This is a genomic window from Aeromicrobium ginsengisoli (assembly GCF_004134905.2).
GTDB classification, from domain to species: Bacteria; Actinomycetota; Actinomycetes; order Propionibacteriales; family Nocardioidaceae; genus Aeromicrobium; species Aeromicrobium ginsengisoli.
On the sequence record NZ_SDPQ02000002.1, the window covers coordinates 1,215,853 to 1,238,892 of the forward strand.

Below are 23,040 nucleotides of genomic sequence, written 5' to 3' on the forward strand. Positions count from 1 at the left end.
GCTGGTCTCGAAACTCTGGCCTTCGCCGGTCGAGCAGCTCCTAGGAACGAGGAGCGTATCGAGACCACCGAGACGCAAGTAGCAAGCACACATCACACACCGCGAAATAGGAGCACTCTCATGACGGAAACGGTCAGCGGACCCTCGGGGTCCTCTCGCAAGACTGCTGGCAAGAAGGGCAACGCTGCCCTCAAGATCCAGCGCGTCTACACGACCGAGGGGGTGCACCCGTACGACAACGTCACCTGGGAACGTCGCGACGTCGTGCAGACCAACTGGAAGACCGGCGAGAACGTCTTCGAGCAGCGCGGTGTGGAGTTCCCCGACTTCTGGAGCGTCAACGCCTCCACGATCGTCACGACCAAGTACTTCCGCGGCGCCGTCGGCTCGCCCGAGCGTGAGCAGAGCCTCAAGCAGCTGCTCGACCGCGTCGTGCTGACCTACACCAAGGCCGGCCGCGAGCACGGCTACTTCGCGACCGAGGACGACGCGACGATCTTCGAGCACGAGCTGACGCACATGCTCCTGCACCAGGTCTTCAGCTTCAACAGCCCGGTGTGGTTCAACGTCGGCACGTCGAGCCCGCAGCAGGTCAGCGCCTGCTTCATCCTCGCGGTGGATGACTCGATGGACTCGATCCTCAACTGGTACAAGGAAGAGGGCCTGATCTTCAAGGGTGGCTCCGGTGCCGGCCTCAACCTGAGCCGCATCCGCTCGTCCAAGGAGCTGCTCCGCTCCTCGGGCGGCACGGCCTCCGGCCCGGTCTCGTTCATGCGCGGTGCCGACGCGTCCGCCGGCACGATCAAGTCCGGTGGCGCCACGCGTCGCGCGGCCAAGATGGTCGTGCTCGACGTCGATCACCCCGACATCCAGGAGTTCGTCGAGACCAAGGCCCGCGAGGAGGACAAGATCCGCGTCCTCCGCGACGCCGGCTACGACATGGACCTCGGCGGCGCCGACATCACGTCGGTCCAGTACCAGAACGCCAACAACTCGATCCGCGTCAACGACGAGTTCATGCGCGCGGTCGAGTCCGGCGGCGAGTTCGGGCTCCGCGCCCGCACCAACGGCGAGATCATCGAGACCGTCGACGCCCGCAAGCTGTGGGAGGACATCGCGCAGGCTGCCTGGGCGTGCGCCGATCCCGGCATCCAGTACGACGGCACGATCAACGACTGGCACACCTCGCCCGAGGCCGGCCGCATCACGGCGTCCAACCCGTGCTCGGAATACATGCACCTCGACAACTCGTCGTGCAACCTCGCCAGCCTCAACCTGCTGAAGTTCCTCAAGGACGACGGCTCGTTCGACACCGAGACGTTCGTCAAGGCGACCGAGTTCATCATCACCGCGATGGACATCTCGATCTGCTTCGCGGACTTCCCGACCGAGGCGATCGGCGACACCACGCGCGCCTACCGCCAGCTCGGCATCGGCTTCGCCAACCTCGGCGCGCTGCTCATGGCGTCGGGCCTGGCCTACGACTCCGACGGTGGCCGCGCCCTCGCAGCGTCGATCACGTCGCTGATGACCGGTACGTCCTACCGTCGCTCGGCCGAGCTCGCCGGCGTCGTCGGCCCCTACGACGGCTTCGCGCAGAACGCCTCGGCGCACGAGCGCGTCATGCGCAAGCACCAGGCCGCCAACGACGAGATCCGCACGCTGCACTCGATCGACATCGCGGTGCACCGTGAGGCTGCCAAGCAGTGGAAGCTCAACCTCGAGGTCGGTCAGAAGAACGGCTGGCGCAACAGCCAGGCGTCGGTGCTCGCACCGACCGGCACCATCGGCTTCATGATGGACTGCGACACGACCGGCATCGAGCCGGACTTCTCGCTGGTCAAGTTCAAGAAGCTCGTCGGTGGCGGCTCGATGCAGATCGTCAACCAGACGATCCCGGCAGCGCTCAAGAAGCTCGGCTACACCGGCGAGACGATCGAGGCGATCGTCGAGTTCATCGCCGACAACGGTCACGTCGTCGACGCGCCCGGGCTCAAGACCGAGCACTACGAGATCTTCGACACCGCGATGGGTCAGCGCTCCATCAAGCCGATGGGCCACGTGCTGATGATGGCTGCCTGCCAGCCGTTCCTGTCCGGTGCGATCTCCAAGACGGTCAACCTGCCCGAGACCGCCACGGTCGAGGAGATCGAGGACGTCTACTTCCAGGGCTGGAAGCTCGGCCTCAAGGCACTCGCGGTCTACCGCGACAACTGCAAGGTCGGCCAGCCGCTCAGCGACGGCAAGGAGGCCAAGTCCTCGGGTGACACCAAGGTCGAGGTCAAGGAAGTCATCGTCGAGAAGCCGATCCGTCGCCGCCTGCCGAAGTCGCGCCAGTCGATCACGACGTCGTTCTCCGTCGGTGGTGCCGAGGGCTACATGACCTCCGGTGCTCACCCCGACGGCTCGCTCGGCGAGATCTTCATGAAGCTCGGCAAGCAGGGCTCGACCCTCGCCGGCATGATGGACGCCTTCTCGATCGCCATCAGCATCTCGCTGCAGTACGGCGTGCCGCTGGAGACGTTCGTCCAGAAGTTCACCAACATGAAGTTCGAGCCGGCCGGTCTGACCGACGACCCGGACGTCCGCATGAGCCAGTCGATCATGGACTACACGTTCCGTCGCCTGGCCCTGGACTACCTCGACTTCGAGACCCGTTCAGCCCTCGGCATCCACTCGGCCGAAGAGCGCCAGCGCTACCTCGACACCGGCAGCTACGAGCCGATCAACACCGGAGGCACCACAGCCGCCGAGCTGATCGCGGATGACTCGGTGGTCGAGTCCGAAGATGCCGCCGGTTCTGCATCCGAGGCGACTACCGCTGGTCGAGTAGCTCCGAGGAACGAGGAGCGTATCGAGACCAAGGCAGCCAAGGCAGGGGAGACCCACAGCGTCTCCGGCGACAGCCATGACGCCTCGGCCTCCAAGCCCGCCCCGGCAACCGCCCACACGAGCGCCGAGCTCCTGGAGACCCTCACCGGCTCCGCGGTCGACTCGCCGCTCTGCATGACCTGTGGCACCAAGATGCGCCCCGCCGGCTCCTGCCACGTCTGCGAAGGCTGCGGCAGCACCAGCGGCTGCAGCTGATCATGCCGTGAACGTGGATGAGCCCCGACCCGCACGGTCGGGGCTCATCCATGTGGAAGAACGTGGGACTTCAGTAGTGCCGCTTGTGCAACTTGTGTCGTTGGCCAGTTTGATCATCCGTCTGTTTCTGGATGCGTGCGGAGGTATGTTCTTGAAGCGTCCACGAGAGGGATCGGAACATGCATGGCATCCGGAGCCGATTCGTTAAGCGGCTGAGCAGAACGGATGCTTCAGAGTCTCAGACGAATCAGGCCGGCCTTCTCATCCCGAAGGCTGAAGGGCAAGGACAAGTTCGCCACGAAGGACACCATCGAGCACAATGCGGTCAACCGCGACGACGTGCAGGTCGACAACTTCGACTTCGCGCCCATCAACAAGAACGCGGCTGACACGTTCCACTGATCAGCGCGTATGCCACTCCGGCCGTGCACCCTCGGGGGTGCACGGCCGGAGGTGTTTGTGGTGGGCGGGTGGTCGATATGGGGTCTCGATACGGCCTCCTCGCAGAGCTCGTCGGCCTACTCGACCGGCGTGGGGGCCGTTTCGCAGGGCTCGGTCGGCTACTCGACCGGCGTGGGGGCCGTTTCGCAGGGCTCGGTCGGCTACTCGACCGGCGAAGGGTGGCGCTCGGTCGGCTACTCGACCGACGAGGGGCTACTTGTGGCGGAGGGCCATTCGTCCCTGTGCGGGTGACTCGATTGGGGAGCATGATCGCGACATGACCCAGTACGTGTATGACTTCAGCGAAGGCGGGATGGATCAGAAGGATCTCCTGGGCGGCAAGGGGGCCAATCTCGCGGAGATGACGAACCTGGGGTTGCCGGTGCCGCCGGGGTTCACGATCAGCACCGAGGCCTGTCGGGCATACATGACCGAGGGCAAGGAGCCCGACGGGCTGTCCGACGAGGTCAGCGAGCACCTGAAGGCGCTGGAGCAGGCCCGCGGCAACAAGCTCGGCGATCCGGGCGACCCGCTGCTGGTGTCGGTGCGGTCGGGGGCGAAGTTCTCCATGCCGGGGATGATGGAGACCGTCCTCAACGTGGGCCTCAACGACGAGTCGGTGAAGGGCCTCGCGCAGGTCGCGGGCGGCGACGAGCGGTTCGCGTACGACTCCTATCGGCGGCTGCTGCAGATGTTCGGCAGCACGGTGCTGGGCATCGAGGCGAGCGTGTTCGCCGAGGCGCTCGACGCGCTCAAGGCCGACCGCAAGACCGGCGACGACCTCGACCTGACCGCCGAGGACCTGCAGGGACTCATCGAGACGTACAAGGGGCTCATCGCAGAGCACGGCGGCCGCGACTTCCCGCAGGACCCGCGCGAGCAGCTCGACATGGCGGTGCTGGCGGTCTTCGACTCGTGGAACACCGAGCGGGCCGCGCTCTATCGCCGCCAGGAGCGCATCCCCGACGACCTGGGCACCGCGGTCAACATCTGCTCGATGGTGTTCGGCAACGGGGGAGACGACTCCGGCACGGGCGTCGCGTTCACGCGCGACCCGGCGACCGGTGCGCAGGGTCTGTATGGCGACTACCTCGTGAACGCGCAGGGCGAGGACGTCGTCGCCGGCATCCGCAACACGATCCCGCTCGCCGAGCTGGAGCAGGTCGACAAGGCGGCGTACGACGAGCTGCTCGCGATCATGCAGAAGCTCGAGCACCACTACAAGGACCTGTGCGACATCGAGTTCACCGTCGAGCACGGCAAGCTCTGGATGCTGCAGACGCGGGTCGGCAAGCGTACGGCCGAGGCGGCGTTCCGCATCGCCCACTCGTTCGCCACCGAGGGCATCATCGACCTCGACGAGGCGGTCGACCGGGTGACCGGCGCGCAGCTGGCGCAGCTGATGTTCCCGCGGTTCGATTCCGACGCCGAGCGCCACCTGATCGGCAAGGGCATGAACGCTTCGCCGGGTGCCGCCGTGGGCAAGGCCGTGTTCGACTCGCAGACCGCCGTGGAGTGGGCTGCGAGCGGCGATGACGTCATCCTCGTGCGCCGCACGACCACTCCTGACGACCTGGCCGGCATGGTCGCGGCCAAGGGCATCCTGACGAGTCGCGGCGGCAAGACCTCGCACGCCGCCGTCGTGGCGCGCGGCATGGGGCGTACGTGCGTGTGTGGCGCCGACGAGCTCGACGTGGACACCGAGGCGGGCCAGTTCACGGCCGCCGACGGCACGGTCGTCAAGGAGGGCGACGTCATCTCGATCGACGGCACCACGGGCGAGATATTCGAGGGCGCCGTCGACGTGGTCGACTCCGTGGTCGTACGCCACTTCGAGGGCGACGAGGCCGCGGAGGGTGATGACCTCGTGCGCGCAGTGACCGCGCTGATGGACCACGCCGATGACGTACGCCGGCTGGGCGTGCGCGCCAACGCCGACACCCCGGCCGACGCCGCGCGGGCCCGCAGGTTCGGCGCGCAGGGCATCGGGCTGTGCCGCACCGAGCACATGTTCCTCGGCGAGCGGCGCGAGTACGTCGAGCACCTGATCCTCGCCGATACGCCCGACGAGCAGCACGAAGCACTCAGCGCCCTGCTGCCGATGCAGCGCGACGACTTCGTCGGCATCCTCGAGGCGATGGACGGCCTGCCCGTCACGATCCGGCTGCTCGACCCGCCGCTGCACGAGTTCCTGCCCGACTACACCGAGCTCGCGGTGCAGGTGGCGATCGAGGAGGAGCACGGCGAGGACAGTCCGCGTACGCACAAGCTGCTCGCCGCGGTGAAGCGGCTGCACGAGGAGAACCCGATGCTGGGGCTGCGCGGCGTACGCCTCGGCATCGTCATCCCCGGTCTGTTCACGATGCAGGCCCGGGCGATCCTCGAAGCCGCTGCCGCGCGTACGGCTGCCGGCGGAGACCCGCGGCCGGAGATCATGGTCCCGCTGGTCGGCGACCCGCAGGAGCTCGAGCTGATCAAGGCCGAGATCATTGCGGTGGCCGCGGAGGTGGAGCAGGAGACCGGCACCAAGCTGACGTTCATGGTCGGCACCATGATCGAGCTGCCCCGTGCGGTGGCCGTGGCCGGGCGGATCGCGAAGTCGGCGGAGTTCTTCTCGTTCGGCACCAACGACCTGACGCAGATGACGTGGGGGTTCTCCCGGGACGACGTCGAGGCGTCGTTCTTCTCGACGTACCTGGACAAGGGCATCTTCGCGGTCTCGCCGTTCGAGTCGCTCGACATCGAGGGCGTCGGCCTGCTCGTTGAGCATGCGGTGAAGATGGGTCGCAAGCAGCGCCCCGACCTGCACCTCGGCGTCTGCGGCGAGCATGGGGGAGACCCGGCCTCGATCCACTTCTTCGACGAGGTGGGGCTCGATTACGTGTCGTGCTCGCCCTATCGCGTACCCGTCGCCCGACTCGAGGCCGGCCGATCGGCGAGCGCCACATCGGCGTCTGCCTGAGGGGCTTTTCCACAGCTGGGTTGGTCTCGCCGGTGGAGTGTCGGAGCCCTTCTGTAGGCTGGGACTGGGCACAGCTTCAGGTACGATATTCGCTGCAATAGCAGCGAATAATTTCTGTGAGAGCCTTGCGCGACTGACGTGTTCTCTGGTTGAATAGAACACATGTTCGAGTTATGGTCTCCCGCCCTCGCGGATGTCGCGCGGATGCTGGATGCGATCGAGCTCGACACCTACGAACACATGAGCGCGCGTGAGCAGATCGCGGCGTGCGAGGCGCTCGGCCGGCTGGAGTCGCGGGTCAAGGCGCACCAGCTGGCTGCGGCAGCGGCAGCGGATCGTTCGGAGGCGGCATCCACGATCGGTGCGGCGTCGACGGGCGCGATGATTGCCAACGGCTTCGGTGGCGATCCCGGCGCCGCGGCCAAGCTGCTCAAGCAGGCCAAGAAGATCGAGGACCTGTCCGCGACTCGACAGGCGTTGGCTCGCGGCGAGGTGTCGCTTGCCCAGGCTGAGCTGATCGCCGACAAGGTCAAGGACCTGCCAGGTGACCCGACCGAGGCGCAGCGAGAGGGATGCGAGACCCAGCTGCTGGACGACGCAAGAAGCTCAGCCTCAAAGACCTGAGTCGCCGGGCCGATCGCATCACCGAGACGTTCGCACCCGATGATGTCGATGCGCATGAGAACGAGACCCTCGCGCAGCGTGAGGCCAAGGCGCGCAAGAACTCCTACTTCTGGATGGCTGACCGCAAGGACGGCACCTACAAGGGCGAGTTCGTCATCCCTGAGGCCCAGGGCGAGATGCTCAAGAACGCCCTCGAGGCGCTCAATGCGCCTCAGGTCAAGAAGGCCGAGGACGATCCGGCACTGGCGGTCCTGGATGACAAGCCGACCTACGGCCAGCAGATGGCCAGTGCGTTCTGCACCTTGATCGAACACCTGCCGGCCGACAAGCTTCCCGACACCGCGGGTGTCGGCGTGACGGTGACCGTCAACATCGACCTCAAGAGCCTCATCGACGGACTCAAAGCCGGCACCCTCTCCACCGGCTGCCGGATCTCGGTCCACGAAGCCCGGCGGATGGCGTGCGAACACGGGTTGTTGCCGATGGTCTTCAACGGCAAGCCCCTCCCGCTGGACTGTGGCCGCGAGCAGCGACTGTTCAACCGGGCTCAGCGACGCGCGGCTGAAGTGCGCGACCGCGGCTGCAGCTTCCCGGGCTGCGATCGGCCGCCGTCTTGGTGCGTCGGTCACCACGCCCGCAAGCACTGGGCCAAGGGTGGCGCCACCGACCTGGGCGACATCGTGCTGATCTGCGCGCACCATCATCGTGTGGTCCACACGGATGATTGGGACATCAGGTTCGCGGGCGACGGCTATCCCGAATACATCCCGCCGGCGTCGATCGACCCCAGGCGAAGGCCACTGCGGAACTCACGATTCCGCGCCGAAGCCTCCACCTCAACCGCCGCCTGAGCCCGTCACACCGGGCTCATCCGGCCTGCCCGGAGACGCGGCTCGGCCGACGATCAACGCGGCGACCAAGGCGCCGAGCGTGCCCAGCAGCTCGTCGCTGAGCGTGTCCTCGTATGCGCCATCGAGCTCGGTGCCGCGGCGGATGAAGGTGTACCACTCGCCGAGCTCCCAGCCGACGGCCAGGATCGCGCCGAGTCCGGTGATCGTGAGGATGAGGCCCCACGCCGGGCCGGTCCAGACGAGGCGCAGCAGCAGGCCGCAGCCCCAGAGCAACAGCATCCAGTTGAAGAAGTGGTTGGCGTTGTCCCACCAGTCGACCGAGTCATAGAGGTCGACGGTGTTGCCGGAGACGTCGACGAGGAACGGCGCCATGATCAGCGCGAACGCGCCCCAGGGGAGCTGAGCGGCAGGCGTCCGCTCACGCGTTCGCCACCACCAGACCGCCGGGACGATCAGCATCAGCAGGGGATAGGCGAGCAGTCGGTAGCCGAATCCCTTGCCCTCGAACTGGTCGAGCCCCGCGAACGCGCCCACGGCGAGCTGGATCAACGTGAGCGCGAAGATGACGACCGCCGCATAGAAGCCGCGCGTCCGGGGGATCTGCATGGCCCACACCCTCCCACACGATCTCACCGTGCGAGCCCGGTTCGGCTCGCCTAGCGTCGGAGCATGAAGAAGCCGAGCTACAGCGCCATGATCTCCGTCGCCACCGTCGCCTACTCCGTGTTCGCGCTCGCCAAGCCCCGCCACCTCGGCAACGCGATCACCGCGAGCCCGCTGAAGCAGCCCGACTACGACATCGCCGCACGTACGTTCGGCGTACGCGACCTGGTCGTCAGCGGGCTGGCGCTGGCGGCTCCGACGGCACAGGCCCGCGAGCAGGCGATGATGGGCCGCGTCGTGTTCGACCTGACCGACTCGGCCCTGTTCACCAACGAGGCGACGACCGCCGGCCGCAAGGCCAAGGTGCTCGCGGTCACCGTCGGCTGGGCGGCGCTCAACGTCGCCGCGATCGTCGCCGACCGCAAGCGTTGAGACTCAGCGCACCACGAGCCACGTGACGACGCCGCAGGCGACGAACAATGCCGCCGAAAGCGACGCGATGACCTTGGTCGGCCAGCCCGAGGCCGCGCCGACGTCACCCTCACCAGCGGCAACGCGGTCAAGGGCGTCGGCCAGCTCCTCGGCGCTCCGGGGCCGGCCGTCGGGCTCGAGCGCCATGGCGCGAGCGAGAACCGAGTTGAGGGCATCGCGGTGCTCGGCGGGCAGCCGGCCGGGGCGATCGGACGCCTTACGGGTGACGAGCGCGATCGGGTCGCTGATGTCGTAGGGCAGCGTGCCGGTCAGCAAGACGTACGTGACGACGCCGAGCGCATAGATGTCGCTGCGCTCGTCGATGCCGCGACCGAGGGCCTGCTCCGGCGCCATGTAGGACGGCGTGCCGGTCGTGACGGTGATGCCGCTGGCCTCGGCGAGCCGTTTGGCGCTGCCGAGGTCGGCGACCACGACACGTTCATGGCCATCACGGTCGATGTCGACCAGCAGGTTGCTGGGCTTGATGTCGCGGTGGATGACGCCGGCGTCGTGCAGCACCTGGACCGACCGGGCCGACTGGGCGGCGAGGTCGAGGGCACGATCGGGCGCCAGGGATCCGTCGACGCGGTCGGCGAGCGTGCCGCCGGTGGCGAAGTCCATGACGAAGAACGGCTGGCCCTCGTGCGTGCCGACGTCGTACACCCGGACGACGCGATCACTGCTGAGTCGCCGCAGCAGCCTGGCCTCGTCGAGGAACCGCTCCCGTACGTCCACCTGGTGCGCCCAGTTCTCGGCGAGCACCTTGACGGCGACGGTGATCTCAAGCTCGGTGTCGAACCCCTGCCACACTGTCGCGAACGCACCCGAGCCGTGGATGCGATCCAGGCGGTAGCGTCCGATGTGCTTCATCACCGAAAGTATGGACGACGCACAGGAAGCGGTGAGCATGGACACGAGCGGGTGGGACGAACTCGTCGCGCGGGCACGCGCCAGCGAGGCGTACGCCATGGACGACCTGCTCGCCGCCGTACGCCCGCTGGTCCTGCGGCGGTGCGCGAAGTTCCTGCCCTATCGGCAGGACGCCGAGGAGGCGACGCAGGAGGCGCTCATGACGATCGCCACGCGCCTCGACGACTTCACCGGCCGCGGCTCGTTCGCCGGCTGGGTCACCGTGATCGCCACGAACGCGGCACGGATGACCTATCGCTCGATGCGCCGCCGTTTCGCCGACACCACCACCGACGTGATCAGCGATCCGCCCGACCCCCGCACCACGAGCGTCATCGCGGGAACCCGCCTCGACCTGCTCGACGCTCTCGAACAGCTCGAGCGCGACCACCCGGCCGCCGTTCAGGCGTTCGTGCTGCGCGACCTTGGCGCCCTCCCGTACGACGAGATCGCCGCGCTCACCGAGACTCCGGTCGGCACGGTCAAGGCGCGCATCCACACCGCCCGCCGCCACATCCGCCAGACGTTGGAGCCGTCGGCGGCAACTATTTCCGCACTTCGTGCATCTGATCTGTGACCAGTCGTCCATGATCGGAGCCACACCATGATGAAGAACCAGATCGCCGCCCTCGTGCTGGGCGTCAGCGTCGCAGGCGGCATTGGCGCCGGGGTGCTGGCCAACGCGCTCACGACCAACACCCCGGCGGCCGCGGCCAACGACGACAAGGCGACGGACAAGCCGACGTACAAGACCATCGCGACGCCGCCCACGAATGCCACGCCGGCCTCGCTCAAGGACATGGTCATCGCGCCCGGCCGCATCGGGGACGTGCGCGTCGGCATGACCAAGAAGGAGGCGATGGAGACCGGCCGGTTCGACGCCGACGCCCCGGCGCCGGTCGACGGCTGCCCCGTCCGGCCGCTGACGTGGAAGAAGGCGTATGGCGACCTGATTGACGTGGCAACGCTCGGCAACGGCGAGATCTCCTCGATCGGCATCCGGGACAAGGCGCCGCGCACGAAGGACGGGCTCGGTGTCGGCAGCACGTACGGCGAGGTCCGCGCTGCGATCGAGGACGGCAAGCCGGTCGAGGCGGGCTACCTCCAGTCCGGCCTCTACGAGTACAACCTGCAGAACGGCGGCTGGATCGGCTACCTCTTCGACGCGTCGGTGGACCAGCTCAAGGACAGCGATCCGGTGACCTTCGTCGAGATCACCAAGAATGCCCAGCCCGGACTCATGCGCGACGGTTGCTGACCGGCTGACGACGTATTTCCCTGTGATGACGGTCATCTTTCCCCGCGATGACGGGCATCCCGGGGTGACGGGGTGTCCGTGAGGGCCCTATCCTGACCCGATGCTGCACATTCGCTTGGGGGAGCACCGCGCGGTGGATCCGATGGTCGACGACCTCGGCCGGACGTTCGTCGGCTACCGATATGGGATGTCCGACGCCGAGATGTACGAAGCCAACCGTGGCTGTTGGCGGCTGGGGCCGGGGGCGCAGGACGAGCGCTTCGCGATCTTCAGCTATGACGGCGTCGTCCGCCAGGCTCTGGAGATCTCGAGCGTCGAGGCGGCGCCCAAGCGCTCGATGCGCAGCATCATCTACGGTCGCGTGCTCGCCAAGGGCAACCCGATCTATGACACCTACGTCAACCAGCCCGCCCCGGAGTCGCTCGGCCGCAACCCCATCTCGTACCTCCCCGACAAGCCGCCCGCCGAAGACGTGCTGAACGCACGCTTCTCCGGCGTCACCGAGAGCCGGGCGGTCGAGATCATCGCGATGAGCTTCGTGTGTGGTCAGTACGCCGTCGACGGCTGGATCGTCGAGGACGTCAGCGCCCTCGGCCTCGGGTGGGACATCACCGCGACCAAGGGGCCGCGCGTACGCCACATCGAGGTCAAGGGCGTCTCGGGGCCGATCCCCAAGGTTCTGATCACCCAGGCCGAGCTGCAGGCCGCCGGACACGACCTCGACTGGGTGTTGTCGGTGGTCACCAATGCGTTGACCAGCCCGACCGCCCGCGAGTACCACCCGGGCGACATCCGCAAGTTCGCCGTCCCGCTGGCGTACGAGGCGGACCTGCGCGGCGCTTAGGCGACGTCCATGCCGACGGCGCGCAGCCTCGCGCGTACGTCCTCCAGCAGGCGGGTGGGGAATTCCGACGTGCGCCGGCAGCGCTCCACGAGGTAGACGATCTTGTTGAGTCGCGGGCCGGGCATCTCGAGGCCGCGGGACGCCAGCGCCGGGCGCAGCACGTTGCGGTCGAACGCCCCGTCGCTGTGCTCGTCGGTGCCGCGCCACAGGGCGAACGCCCGCTTGAGCTCGCCGTGGGCGACGACCCCGTGCTCCGGTGACAGCGCCACGGCGATCGCGGCGACCAGCCAGGCGTCATCGTGCTGCAGCGAGTCGACGCCGAGCTGCACGGTGCCCGAGCCGCCGGGCTGCTGCGCGGGCAGCTCGAACTCGACGACGGCGGCGAAGGTGAGGTCGGGATAGCGCAGCTCGATGCGGGTGCCGCTGTGGGTCAGCGAGATCTTCTGGCCCGGCGCCGGAGTCGTGGACTCGCCGGTCGGGCCGGTGAGCTCGACGACCGCACCGTTGGCGCGCTGCCCGCGATGCACGACGGGCTCTCCGGCGGTCGCGGTGATGACCAGCGCGGGGTCGCTGACATATGGGAGCCGCACGAAGACGTACGCCGACCCGTCGATGTTCTCGGCGACGAGCGGGCGTTGCTCCGGCAGGTTCATCCGCCGTGCCAGCACGAACGCGGAGCCCGGCGCGAGCTGCGCCTCGCCCGCGTGCTGCTCGCCGGCCGACCAGGCGATGTGCAGCACCGGAGCTCCTTCGTGGAATGCGTTCCGCCGCGGCTCGACCTCAGTGGCGCGCGACCCTGAAGATGATGCCATGTATGGGACTCTGTCGGCGCTCGCCTCCAACCTGTTGATCCTCGTCCTCTTCGTCGTGGTGATCTGGGTCGGCCTGCGGATCGCCCAGAGCATCTTCGGCGTCGAGTCCAAGCGCGCTGCGGCCGGTGAGGTCGCCGCGAAGCTCGTGTCGTACCCCACCGGCTCCGCTGCGGTACTGCGCCGCCGGTTCGTACGCGCGCTGACCGGGCAGCACGTCGTGATGCCGAGCGGAGAGCGCCTGGCGTTCGCCGAGCTGACCGTACGCGTGGCGCCGGAGGACCTGGAGAAGCTCGACCCGGACGGCGACCTGGAGCGGCTCGGCGACGACGGGGCGAAGCTCTATCTGGCGCACGCCGAACGATGCGGCTGGGCGGTGCCGGACGAGGTCACGGTCGTCGTCGAGGTCGACCCCGGCCTGCGGTCCGGCTGGGTGCCCCCGGCGCGGGGGAGCGGCCGCGCTGAGCCTGCCGCCGCAGCGCCGTTGCGTACGCCCGTGGGGTGGGAGGTCGTGCCGGATGACCTGCCGGTGGTGTCGAGGCCGGCCGTCGTCGCAGCGCCTGCACCTGCACAGAGGCCAGACCCCGAGGCGACGATGAACTTCCCCGCGCTCGTGCCCGACCTCGAGGACACCGCGCCGACCATGAACGTCGCGGCGGGCTTGAGCCTGGAGCGGAACGGCCGGGCGACCCCGATCCCGCTCGGCGGCACGGTGCTCGGCCGCCTGCCGGAGAGCCCGGTGCGCTTCGAGGAGCCCGAGGTGTCGTACCGCCACGCTGCGATCCGTCGCAACGGCACCCAGTGGCAGGTCAAGGACCTGGGCAGCACCAACGGCACGACGGTCGACGGCCAGCGCATCGACGACTGGACTGACGTGCGTACCGGATCGGTCATCGCTCTCGCCGGCGTACGCGTGACCGCCGTGACCGACACGTCGGGAACCGTGCATCTGCAGGGTCTGACCAGTCACTAGGGACAATGGACCTGCACGTCGTACCGTCATGGGAAGCGTCTCGTCGACCTGGAGCAGGAGGATCTTGGATGCCGGATCCTCTCGCCACGTCGCCGAACCCACCCAGCACCGTCCCGGTCGAGCAGCGCTTCGAGCTGTTGGGCCGCATCGGCGCGGGCAACCACGGAGTCGTGTTCCGTGCCCGTGACAGCCAGCTCCAGCGCGAGGTCGCGATCAAGCGGTTCTCGCACTTCCTCGCCGACGACCCGCGCGCGATGCGGCGCATCACCCGCGAGGTCGCGACGCTGGCGCGGGTGTCGCACCCCAACGTCGTGACGGTGCACGACCTCGTGCACATGACCGACGGCGACGGTGAGGTCACCCCGCACCTGGTCATGGAGCTTGTCGAGGGCACCTCACTGCGTGACCTGCTGGCCACCAGCGGTCCCAGCCTGCGCTCGGTGCTCGTGGTCCGCGGCGTCCTCGAAGGCCTCGCCGCCTGCCACCAGGCCGGCATCCTGCACCTCGACATCAAGCCCGCGAACGTCCTGGTGACGCAGCGCGGGGGAGTCAAGATCGTCGACTTCGGCATCGCCCGCGCCGCCTCCGACACGACGGCTACGGTGGCCGGCACGCCGCACTACATGGCGCCGGAGCAGTTCGACGGCAAGGCTGATGAGCGCAGCGACATCTACTCCGTCGGGTGCCTGCTGTACGAGTGCCTGACCGGCACGCCGCCGTTCGAGGGCACGATGGCGGCGCAGCTGCTGGCGCACCGCAACCATCCGCGACCCGATCCGCGTGCGCGCGCTCCGCAGGTGCCGGCGGCGCTGGCCGCGGTGGTCGCGCGGGCGATGGCGATCGACCCTTCGGCTCGCTATCAAAGCGTGACCGAGATGCTGTCGGCGCTGACCGCGGTGGATCTCGGTGCGCTGGACGCCCTCTCGACGAGCTCAAGGGGCGAGGGGGTCGATCCGGTCCGTGAGCCTGTCGAAAGGACACCGGCCGGTCCGCTCGTCACGCGCGTGACGAGGCTCAAGGCGTACGCCGTGGGGCTCGGGCTGGCCGCGTTCATCGTGGCGCTCGTGCCGGGACTCGCCTGGCTGGTGACCGAGCTGGTGGCGCCGGACTACCGGCCGCCCGCGATGCAGGACAACACCGCGACGGCGTGGTGGACGCTCGCCGTGGCGATCGCCGGCGTCTACCTCCTCGTACGCCGCAGGTCCTTCCTCGCGTCGATCGGCGGCCCCGCTGTCGGGCAGCCGCAGCCGGGCCGCGTCGTCGACCGGTCGATGCGGTCAGGCCTGAGGGTCGCCGCCGGGGCGGCCTCACGCGGCTCGCTGCCGATCCTGTTCCCTTGGTACGTCGCACTGATCGCCCAGCTCGCGAAGGGCGTCGGCGTGCAGTGGCCGGACGACCTGTTCAGCTCCAGCTGGGATCTCGCGTGGGTGCTGATGCCCGCCGCAGCGGTGGCGCTGGTGCTGCGGGGCGTGTCGCGGTTGAGGATGCGGCTCGGGTCGCTCCTGCTGGCGATGGTGCACCTCGGCGGCGCGGGCGCGGCGGCGATCCTCTTCGTCGCCTACCCCCTCGCGCTCTGACCGCCGTCCGACACCGCCGAACGCACCTGACGGATGCGGCGCGCCGCCTAGACTGAGCAGCGCCACCACCCGGGGGAGACCATGTTCAAGCTCATCAGCGTCCTCGTCTCGCTGGCCGCCCTCATCGGCCCAGCGCAGGCCGACATCGTCAGCGACGCGCACTCGTACTCGAACCAGACGCCCTACGGCGATCCGGCGACGACGAAGATCAGGACGCCGCCGCCCAACTACGAGGCGTTCTTCATCGAGAACGTCGGCCGGCACGGCTCACGCAGCCAGACCAACAGCGACAGCGAGAAGCGCGCGCTCGCGGTGTGGAACGCGGCCGCCAAGAAGGGTCAGCTGACGACCGCCGGCAAGCTGTTCGACGACGACCTCAAGGCGTTCCAGGCCGCCGAGACCACGATCGGCTACGGGCACCTCAGCACGATCGGGCGCGCCGAGTGGGCAGGGATCGGCCGGCGTACCGCGGCGAACTATCACGACCTCCTCACCAAGGCCGCGGCCGACGGTGACGACATCCGGTTCCGGACGACCAGCATCTATCGCACCCAGCAGAGCGCAACAGCGCTGCGCGGCGGGCTCAAGGCCGCGATCCCCGGCCTCGACCTCAAGGACCGCACGACCGACGACCGGATGCTCATCACCAACGGTGCGACGGCGAAGGGCAACGCCGCGATCGCCAGCGTGCTGCGCCGCTCCGACGTCCGGACCGCGGCACGGCACGTGCTGCGCAGGCTCTACACCGCGTCGTACGTCGACAGCCTCAGCGATCCGGTCGGCAAGGCGCTCGACATCTACGGCATGTACGCCCTGGCCGCCGGCATGCACGACGACACCGACGTGACGTTCAGCCGCTACGTGCCGCTGACGGACGCGCACTACCTGGGCTTCGCCAAGGACGCGCAGAACTTCTACCGCTACGGGCCCGGCGTCAAGGGCGAGACCAGCTCGTACCAGCAGGCCAGGCCGATCCTGACGGACTTCTTCAGCCAGCTCGACAAGCGCATCGCCGGCGGCAGCACCGCGGCGGTCTTCCGCCTGGCCCATGGCGAGACAACGATGCCGTTCGCGGCGCTGACCCGCCTGCCGGGCAGCACCAAGCAGGCGTCCGCGAGCACCCCCTACTCGTACGGCAACAACTCGTGGCGCGGCTATGTCGCCGGACGCATGGCCGGAAACATCGAGTGGGTCGCCTATCGCAATCCCAAGAGCGGGGGCGTGCTGGTCACACTGCGCTACAACGAGCAGCCCGTACGGCTCAACAGCTCGTGCACGCCATCGGACCTCGACCCCTACTTCTACCGCGTCTCGGCGCTCAAGCGCTGCCTGCTCTGAACCATGACGTCCGAGGTGGTGATCGACGAGCGGCTCGCGTACGCGATCGAGCACCGGCGGCAGCTGGAGATCCGGTACGTCGTCGGGCCGCAGTCGCGCGGGCCGAGGGTGGTCAATCCGCACGTGGTGTTCACCGCCTCGACGGGGGCACTGTCACTGCACGCGGTCCAGGTCTCGGGGTTCTCGTCGTCCGGGCTCAGCGCGCCAGGGTGGCGCTCGTTCGACCTGGCGCGGGTGTGGGTCATCAAGCTCCTGGACAGCACGTTCGAGGTCGACGACGAGCTCAACCTCGCGAACGACGAGCTCTACACCGAGATCCATCTCGCCGTCAGCCGGTGAGCTGACGCAGCCTACTTCCGCAGGCGTACGAGGTCGGCCAGCGCGGCGTCGGAGAGCTCGGTGAGCGCGCCCTCGCCGCCGTTGACCACTGCGTCGGCGAGCGAGCGCTTGGACCGGATGAGCTCGGCGATCGACTCCTCGATCGTGCCCTCGCTGATCAGGCGGTGCACCTGGACGTTCTTGGTCTGCCCGATGCGGTGGGCGCGGTCGGTGGCCTGGTCCTCGACGGCAGGGTTCCACCAGCGGTCGTAGTGGATGACGTGGTCGGCCTTGGTCAGGTTGAGGCCGACGCCGGCGGCCTTGAGCGACAGCACGAACACCGGGATCTCGCCGCCCTGGAACTTGTGCACCATCTTCTCGCGCGCGCGTACGGTCGTGGCGCCGTGCAGGAACTGGTGGCCGATCTTCTTCTCCTCGAGGTGCCGCGTCAGCAGCCGGCCCATCTGGGCGTACTGCGTGAACACCAGCGTCGCGCCGTCCTCGGCGACGATCTCCTCGACCAGCTCGTCGAACACGCCGAGCTTGCCTGAGCGCCCCGTGATGCGGCCGTCGGGCTCGCGGAGGAACTGCGCCGGGTGGTTGCAGATCTGCTTGAGCTGGGTCAACAGCTTGACCACGAGGCCGCGGCGCTGGATGCCCTGCGCGTTCTCGATCTGCGCCATCGTGCTGCGGACGACCGCCTCGTAGAGCCCCACCTGTTCGCGGGTGAGGTTGATGCGGTGGTCGGTCTCGATCTTGGGTGGCAGCTCGGGCGCGATGCCGGGGTCGGACTTGCGGCGGCGCAGTACGAACGGCCGGATGAGCTGCGACAGCCCGGTGGCCTTGCCGGAGTCGCGGCGCGACTCGATCGCGCGCGACCAGGTGTTGCGGAACTGCTGGTACGTCCCCAGGAGGCCCGGCGTGGTCCAGTCGAGGATCGCCCAGAGCTCGCCGAGGTTGTTCTCGACGGGCGTACCGGTCAGGGCCAGCCGTGCCTTGGCCGGGATGCCGCGGATGGCTTGAGCCGTACGGGCGTGCGGGTTCTTGATGTTCTGCGCCTCGTCGGCGACGACCAGGCCCCAGCCCGGCTGGTGCTCGGACAGCTCGATCGCGTCGGAGCGCATCGTGGCGTAGGTCGTGACGAGGAATCCGTCCGTGACGCCGTCGAGGCGCCGCTTGGGGCCGTGATAGCGGCGTACGTTGACGCCCGGCGCGAACCGCTTGATCTCGCGCTCCCAGTTGCCGAGCACGGAGGCGGGGCACACGACGAGCGTCGGCGACGAGGAGATCGCGGTGCGCTGCAGGTGCAGGGCGATCAGCATGACGGTCTTGCCGAGGCCCATGTCGTCGGCGAGGATGCCGCCGAGCCCCAGGTCGACGAGCTGTGTCATCCAGCGCAGGCCTTGCAGCTGGTAGTCGCGCAGCGTGCCCTCGAGCCCGTCCGGCTGCACCGCCGGGGCGATGTCGCGGTCCTGCACGGCGAGTCGCTTGCGTACGTCCTCGAGCCAGCCGACCGTGTCGACCTCGGTCATCCGGCCGTCGATCTCGAGCTCGCCGGTGACCGTGGCCCGTAGCGCCTCGAGCGGCGAGATCTCGCGCGTACGCCGCTCGAGCACGCGCTGGAGGCGGGACTTGTCGACGAACACCCAGCGGTCGCGCAGGCGCAGCAGGCCCGTCTGCGAGCGGGCGAGCTGGTCGAGCTCGGCCGCCGAGAGCACGTCGTCGCCGAGTGCGACCTGCCAGTCGAACGAGAACAGCTGGCCCTGCGTGAACGCCGACGGGCGATCTGATCGCGGCGTCTCGTCACGGCGCACGACCGCGGACGTCGACAGCTCGCGGACGAGCTCAGGTGGCCAGCGGATCTCGATGCGGTTGGCCATCAGCGTCGGCGCGAGCGCGCGGTCGCCGAGGCGGGCCAGCTCGTCGGGGCTGACAGTCGCTGCACCCCGGGTGTGCGGGTCGCGCAGCCGTTCGGCGGGGGACCACCACGGCTCGAGCCGGCGCAGCATCGCCGCGGTCGGCTCCTTGGCGTCCTGGGCGAGCGGGTGCGACGCGGTGCCGCCGAACATGTCGCCGGCGTCGAAGGCGGCCCACGACCCCGAGCGCGGCTGCACCCTCAGGCGTACGACAGCGGCTTGGTCGGCGGTCGGCCGTTCGAGGAACGACACCATCAGCGACCACGAGAACGTCGTCTCGCGCTGGCGCGGTTGCTTTGCCTGGGGCGACACGTAGGGCTGACGCTGCGGCGTCGACGCGGCGGCGGGCGCATCAACCGCGAGGGCCTTGAGGAACGCGTTGATCGTGGCCTGTCCGGCGCCGGCGTTGGGCCCGATCGACGCGGCGGCGCTCTGCAGCTGGTTGAGCTCCGCGGCGTCGGGGGATCCCAGCGCGCCGCGGGCCATGATGCGCAGCGCGAGGATCGCCGGCGTCGCCCACGCGCGTACGGAGGGATCCGCGGACATGACGCGAATGCCCTGGCTCAGCGCGCCGATCGACTCGTTGGCCGTGGCCTCGTGGTCGCCGTCGGGGGCGTGGAAGACGAAGCGTGATTCAGCCGGATCCTCGTGCGCCACGAACTCCACGGGGAAGCGCAAAAGGCGGCGCAGATCCGTGGACGTGGGCATCCCTCCATTGTCGCTCACCCCTCCAACTTGCCGTCATGGGGTCATCCGCTCGACGTCCTGTCGACGGGCTCAAGGACCGGTCCTCGAGCCCGTCGAAAGGACGAACCTCAGCGGGTCAGGATCTTCGCGTCGAGGAACTTGAAGTTGGTGTTGACCCGCGCCTCGCCGTCGTCGCCCAGCTCGACCGGCGTGTTGTCGCCGTCCTGCACGACGAGCAGCCCGTGGGGATAGCCCGGCAGCGGAGTGCTGACCGTGTCGGCGCCGTCGCAGTCCTGCGAGCCGTCCGCCGCGGGACCGTCGACGATCGCGAAGTGCTTGAGCGGCCGAAGGGTCTGCCGGTCGTACGAGTAGAAGGTGTTGTCGCCCTGGCTCGACACGAGCAGAGTGCCGCTGCGCCGGCCCGTCTTGTAGATCGTGAGTCCTTCGGTGTCAGCAGCGATCCGGCCGCCGTAGCCGGGATCGGCGCCCGACGGCACGCACTCCTCGCTCTGCTCGTCGTACGTCGCAGGCACGCCGAACTCCTTCGTACGCTCGACGCTGCGCGGCTTGCCCTGGAACCGGCCGTGCCCGACCTTGACCTGCCACAGGCCGATGTCCTCCTGCGCGGCGTAGAGCGTGCCGGCGGCCTCGTCGACCACGAGCCCTTCGAGCTGCGGACCCTCACCGGGCTCCTCGCACGGCGACCAGGTCGTGCCGTTGGGCAGCCGGAACGTCGACGGGAAGTCGAGCGTGTCGACCTTCTTGTATGTCACCTTGCCGCCGACCGTCGAGAGCTTGAACAGCCCGACGTCCGTGGCGTGCCGGCGCGTGCCCACGACGTACGCCGTGCCGCGCTCCTTGAACGTGGTCAGGCCGTAGACCGTCGACTGCTCGTTGACCGCGGCCTGGTCGGCGGAGAACGCGAGCGGCACGTTCGCGGCCGTCACGTCGGTGAGGCGACCGGTGTGCTGGTCGATGACGTAGGAGCGGATCTGGTCGCGTCCGCGATCGCTCGTCACGGCGAGGTCGACCGTGCGTCCGCCGAGCCGGAAGCCATGCACGATGTCGACGTTGTTGAATCGCCCCGCCTCGTCGTCGGGCCCCGGCGCCGCGGGTGCCTTGATGCTCTGCAGCAGCTTGCCCTTGAGGTCGTACACCTTGAGGCCGGCGTTCTTCGCGGTGCCGATCACGACACTGTGCGCCTTGTCGTGGCGGTTGACCCAGATCGCGGGGTCGTCGGCGTCGCCGTTGCCGCCCGCGTCGTCGTCGTAGACGCCGGGCGTCTCGGTCGTGGCGGTGACGCTGACGAGCTGATCGGTGGGCCGCGGGTGCGCGAAGGCGGGAGCGGCGATCAGCGAGGGGACGAGGACGAGCGAGAGCGCCGCGACGGCGCGTACGGGTGAGGTCACGCGCGAGACGCTAACCAGCGAGCCCGACGGCAAGGTGTCCCCAAGGTGTGCCCCGGGGAAACAGCGTGAGGTCATCGGGCTCGCCGGCGGCAACTCGCCGGTCGAGTAGGGGAGGCCGCCTGCGGCCGAGCCGTATCGAGACCTCGAGAGTGATCTGGGATTCTGAGGGAGTGCTGACGAGGCGAGTGCTGGCGATGGGGGCGGTGCTGCTCGTGGCTGCGTGCACGGGCGAGCTCCCGGAGGACGATCCGGACCCGGCGATCTCGGCCACGCTGCCGACGGTCACCCCGCCGCCCGCGGAGTTTCCGGGCAAGACCTGGAAGCGCAACCCGAGCGGCGACTGGTCGGCCCTCGACGCGACGCTCGAACGTACGGGCTCCACGTGTGTCGCGGTGATCAAGGACGGCGAGCTGGTCCACGACGCGTACTGGAACGGCGGCAGTGAGCAGGGCCGGCACCGGGTCTACTCGATCACCAAGTCCCTGACATCGCTGCTGGTCGGCATGGCGGTTGATGAGGGCACTCTGACGCTCGACGGCACCGCATCGGAGCAGGTCGACGAGTGGCGCGTCGGCCCCGCGGCCGAGGTCACGGTGCAGGACCTGCTCTCGATGACATCCGGGCGCCATTGGGACGAAGCCACCGACGGCCAGATGATCCGTGCCGAGGCGGACAAGACGACGTACTCCGTCAAGCTCCCGCAGGACCACCAGCCCGGCACCAGGTGGGTGTACGACAACTCCGCCGTCCAGGCGCTCGAGTCGGTGCTCGACGACGTCGACGAGACCGATGACGTCGCCGACATCGCGCAGGACCGGCTGCTCGATCCGCTCGGCATGCGCGACACCGTCTGGGCCCGCGACCAGTCCGGCAACGCGCTGACGTTCTCGGGCGTCGAGTCGACCTGCCTCGACCTGGCCCGGGTCGGCCACCTCATGCTCAACCGCGGCACCTGGTCGGGCCAGCAGCTCGTCTCGGCCGACTACGTCCGCCAGGCGACCAGCCCTTCGTCACAGCTCAACGCGGCGTACGGACTGCTGTGGTGGGTCAACGGCAAGGGCCGCATCGTCGAGGTGCTCCGGCAGGCCGGCTACGCGAGCGACAAGCCGCCCTATGACGGGCAGCTCGCGCCGGATGTGCCCGACGACGCGTTCTGGGCGTACGGATACGGTGACCAGTACGTCGCGGTCGTGCCCTCCGAGGGTGTCGTCGCCGTACGTCTGGGTGGCCGGCCGGCGAGCCCGGACGACCTGACATTCGAGGGGTTCACCCGCGGAGTCCTGCAGGGAGTCGAGTGACCGAGCACGCGTACGACAAGGAGGACCGCGAGGCGGTCTATCGCGTCATCGCCGAGCGCCGCGACATGCGGCACTTCGCCGGCGGCACGGTCGACGAGGAGGTGCTCGCGCGTATGCTCGCCGCCGCGCACCAGGCGCCGAGCGTCGGTCTGATGCAGCCGTGGCGCATCGTGCGGGTCACGGATTCTGCGCTGCGCCAGGCACTCCACGACCACGTCGAGGTCGAGCGCCGCAACACGGCCGAGGCGATGGGCGAGCGCGCGGACGAGTTCATGCGGCTCAAGGTGCAGGGCATCCTCGACTGCGCCGAGGTGCTGGTCGTGGCGTTGGGCGACGACCGCGAACGCCACGTGTTCGGGCGCCGCACGATGCCGCACATGGACCTGGCTTCGGTGTCCTGCGCGATCCAGAACCTGTGGCTCGCCGCGCGCGCCGAGGGCCTGGGCATGGGTTGGGTGTCGCTGTTCGTGCCCGCCGAGGTCGCGACCCTGATCGGCGCGCCCGCCGGTGCCGAGCCCGTCGCGATCCTGTGCCTCGGCCCGGTCACGGAGTTCTACTCGCGGCCGATGCTCGAGCAGGAGAGCTGGACGTCCGTACGCCCGCTGGGCGAGCTGTTGGCCAACAACGTCTGGCCCGGCTGACTGTCAGACCTCGGTGCTTGAGTC

General features: G+C 68.8%; 18 protein-coding genes and 1 pseudogene. 14 read left to right on the plus strand and 5 right to left on the minus strand.

Features of this window, described 5'->3' with window-relative positions:
* The first annotated feature begins 120 nt into the window (after positions 1-120).
* From ESP70_RS12765 to ESP70_RS12780, 4 genes and pseudogenes are all read left to right on the plus strand, one after another.
* Complete coding sequence (locus tag ESP70_RS12765) at positions 121-3,087, plus strand: vitamin B12-dependent ribonucleotide reductase (RefSeq protein WP_149689619.1); 2,967 nt, start codon at positions 121-123, stop codon at positions 3,085-3,087.
* A 225-nt stretch (positions 3,088-3,312) separates the two neighbouring features.
* On the plus strand, positions 3,313-3,489 hold the full coding sequence (locus tag ESP70_RS20145; protein ID WP_188110610.1) for a hypothetical protein: 177 nt from the start codon (positions 3,313-3,315) through the stop codon (positions 3,487-3,489).
* A 316-nt stretch (positions 3,490-3,805) separates the two neighbouring features.
* Positions 3,806-6,490 carry a pyruvate, phosphate dikinase gene (ppdK, locus tag ESP70_RS12770; RefSeq protein WP_149689620.1) on the plus strand — a complete coding sequence of 895 codons (2,685 nt, stop codon included), beginning with the start codon at positions 3,806-3,808 and terminating at the stop codon, positions 6,488-6,490.
* Positions 6,491-6,730: 240 nt separating this feature from the next.
* A pseudogene (locus tag ESP70_RS12780) lies at positions 6,731-7,965 on the plus strand (HNH endonuclease signature motif containing protein).
* Here the strand turns inward: ESP70_RS12780 and ESP70_RS12785 are convergent.
* Entirely contained in the window at positions 7,951-8,571 is a 621-nt protein-coding gene (locus ESP70_RS12785) for a DUF2238 domain-containing protein (RefSeq protein WP_149689623.1), read from the minus strand. The pseudogene ESP70_RS12780 and the gene ESP70_RS12785 sit on opposite strands and share 15 nt — an antisense overlap.
* A gap of 63 nt (positions 8,572-8,634) precedes the next feature.
* Between ESP70_RS12785 and ESP70_RS12790 the strand changes: the two genes are divergently transcribed.
* A complete protein-coding gene (locus ESP70_RS12790; RefSeq protein ID WP_149689624.1) occupies positions 8,635-9,000 on the plus strand; it encodes a hypothetical protein in 366 nt (121 codons plus the stop codon).
* Positions 9,001-9,003: 3 nt separating this feature from the next.
* Here ESP70_RS12790 and ESP70_RS12795 read toward each other — a convergent pair whose 3' ends face one another.
* On the minus strand, positions 9,004-9,909 hold the full coding sequence (locus ESP70_RS12795; protein WP_223148709.1) for a serine/threonine-protein kinase: 906 nt from the start codon (positions 9,907-9,909) through the stop codon (positions 9,004-9,006).
* 37 nt (positions 9,910-9,946) lie between these two features.
* Here ESP70_RS12795 and ESP70_RS12800 point away from each other — a divergent pair, with 37 nt between their 5' ends.
* The 3 genes from ESP70_RS12800 (at position 9,947) to ESP70_RS12810 (ending at position 12,050) form a co-directional block, all read left to right on the plus strand.
* A complete protein-coding gene (locus tag ESP70_RS12800) occupies positions 9,947-10,525 on the plus strand; it encodes an RNA polymerase sigma factor (protein ID WP_149689626.1) in 579 nt (192 codons plus the stop codon).
* Positions 10,526-10,552: 27 nt separating this feature from the next.
* Positions 10,553-11,206 (plus strand): hypothetical protein, encoded by a 654-nt coding sequence (locus tag ESP70_RS12805; RefSeq protein WP_149689627.1) that lies wholly within the window; start codon positions 10,553-10,555, stop codon positions 11,204-11,206.
* A gap of 100 nt (positions 11,207-11,306) precedes the next feature.
* A complete protein-coding gene (locus ESP70_RS12810; protein WP_149689628.1) occupies positions 11,307-12,050 on the plus strand; it encodes a protein NO VEIN domain-containing protein in 744 nt (247 codons plus the stop codon).
* On the opposite strand, the gene ESP70_RS12815 is transcribed toward ESP70_RS12810, so the two are convergent.
* A complete protein-coding gene (locus ESP70_RS12815) occupies positions 12,047-12,790 on the minus strand; it encodes a hypothetical protein (protein WP_188110611.1) in 744 nt (247 codons plus the stop codon). The two genes, ESP70_RS12810 and ESP70_RS12815, sit on opposite strands and share 4 nt — an antisense overlap.
* Positions 12,791-12,860: 70 nt before the next feature.
* Here ESP70_RS12815 and ESP70_RS12820 point away from each other — a divergent pair, with 70 nt between their 5' ends.
* The 4 genes from ESP70_RS12820 to ESP70_RS12835 all read left to right on the plus strand — a co-directional run bounded on the left by ESP70_RS12820 (position 12,861) and on the right by ESP70_RS12835 (position 17,086).
* Positions 12,861-13,832, plus strand: coding sequence for an FHA domain-containing protein (locus ESP70_RS12820; RefSeq protein WP_188110612.1), 972 nt, complete (start codon positions 12,861-12,863; stop codon positions 13,830-13,832).
* A 68-nt stretch (positions 13,833-13,900) separates the two neighbouring features.
* Complete coding sequence (locus tag ESP70_RS12825) at positions 13,901-15,409, plus strand: serine/threonine-protein kinase (RefSeq protein WP_188110613.1); 1,509 nt, start codon at positions 13,901-13,903, stop codon at positions 15,407-15,409.
* A gap of 81 nt (positions 15,410-15,490) precedes the next feature.
* A complete protein-coding gene (locus ESP70_RS12830; protein ID WP_149689632.1) occupies positions 15,491-16,747 on the plus strand; it encodes a histidine-type phosphatase in 1,257 nt (418 codons plus the stop codon).
* A 3-nt stretch (positions 16,748-16,750) separates the two neighbouring features.
* Entirely contained in the window at positions 16,751-17,086 is a 336-nt protein-coding gene (locus ESP70_RS12835; RefSeq protein WP_149689633.1) for a WYL domain-containing protein, read from the plus strand.
* An 11-nt stretch (positions 17,087-17,097) separates the two neighbouring features.
* Here ESP70_RS12835 and ESP70_RS12840 read toward each other — a convergent pair whose 3' ends face one another.
* Both ESP70_RS12840 and ESP70_RS12845 read right to left on the minus strand, forming a co-directional pair.
* Positions 17,098-19,689, minus strand: a complete 2,592-nt coding sequence (locus ESP70_RS12840; protein ID WP_149689634.1) for a DEAD/DEAH box helicase — start codon at positions 19,687-19,689, stop codon at positions 17,098-17,100.
* Positions 19,690-19,796: 107 nt separating this feature from the next.
* Entirely contained in the window at positions 19,797-21,077 is a 1,281-nt protein-coding gene (locus tag ESP70_RS12845; RefSeq protein ID WP_246162016.1) for a phytase, read from the minus strand.
* Between the two features lie 170 nt (positions 21,078-21,247).
* Here ESP70_RS12845 and ESP70_RS12850 point away from each other — a divergent pair, with 170 nt between their 5' ends.
* Both ESP70_RS12850 and bluB read left to right on the plus strand, forming a co-directional pair.
* The gene (locus ESP70_RS12850; RefSeq protein ID WP_149689636.1) at positions 21,248-22,375 is read left to right on the plus strand and encodes a serine hydrolase domain-containing protein; all 1,128 of its coding nucleotides are present in this window, start codon (positions 21,248-21,250) and stop codon (positions 22,373-22,375) included.
* The gene (gene bluB, locus ESP70_RS12855; protein ID WP_149689637.1) at positions 22,372-23,016 is read left to right on the plus strand and encodes a 5,6-dimethylbenzimidazole synthase; all 645 of its coding nucleotides are present in this window, start codon (positions 22,372-22,374) and stop codon (positions 23,014-23,016) included. The genes ESP70_RS12850 and bluB overlap by 4 nt, the downstream gene beginning before the upstream one ends.
* Positions 23,017-23,040: the final 24 nt, after the last annotated feature.

Coding starts and splice junctions, on each gene's coding strand:
- ESP70_RS12835 (WP_149689633.1), top strand. CDS start 16,751: ATGACGTCCGAGGTGGTGATCGACGAGCGGCTCGCGTACGCGATCGAG.
- ESP70_RS12820 (WP_188110612.1), top strand. CDS start 12,861: ATGTATGGGACTCTGTCGGCGCTCGCCTCCAACCTGTTGATCCTCGTC.
- ESP70_RS12800 (WP_149689626.1), top strand. CDS start 9,947: ATGGACACGAGCGGGTGGGACGAACTCGTCGCGCGGGCACGCGCCAGC.
- ESP70_RS12765 (WP_149689619.1), top strand. CDS start 121: ATGACGGAAACGGTCAGCGGACCCTCGGGGTCCTCTCGCAAGACTGCT.
- ESP70_RS20145 (WP_188110610.1), top strand. CDS start 3,313: ATGCTTCAGAGTCTCAGACGAATCAGGCCGGCCTTCTCATCCCGAAGG.
- ESP70_RS12790 (WP_149689624.1), top strand. CDS start 8,635: ATGAAGAAGCCGAGCTACAGCGCCATGATCTCCGTCGCCACCGTCGCC.
- ESP70_RS12825 (WP_188110613.1), top strand. CDS start 13,901: ATGCCGGATCCTCTCGCCACGTCGCCGAACCCACCCAGCACCGTCCCG.
- ESP70_RS12810 (WP_149689628.1), top strand. CDS start 11,307: ATGCTGCACATTCGCTTGGGGGAGCACCGCGCGGTGGATCCGATGGTC.
- ESP70_RS12795 (WP_223148709.1), bottom strand. CDS start 9,909: ATGAAGCACATCGGACGCTACCGCCTGGATCGCATCCACGGCTCGGGT.
- ESP70_RS12830 (WP_149689632.1), top strand. CDS start 15,491: ATGTTCAAGCTCATCAGCGTCCTCGTCTCGCTGGCCGCCCTCATCGGC.
- ESP70_RS12805 (WP_149689627.1), top strand. CDS start 10,553: ATGATGAAGAACCAGATCGCCGCCCTCGTGCTGGGCGTCAGCGTCGCA.
- ESP70_RS12840 (WP_149689634.1), bottom strand. CDS start 19,689: ATGCCCACGTCCACGGATCTGCGCCGCCTTTTGCGCTTCCCCGTGGAG.
- ESP70_RS12785 (WP_149689623.1), bottom strand. CDS start 8,571: ATGCAGATCCCCCGGACGCGCGGCTTCTATGCGGCGGTCGTCATCTTC.
- ppdK (WP_149689620.1), top strand. CDS start 3,806: ATGACCCAGTACGTGTATGACTTCAGCGAAGGCGGGATGGATCAGAAG.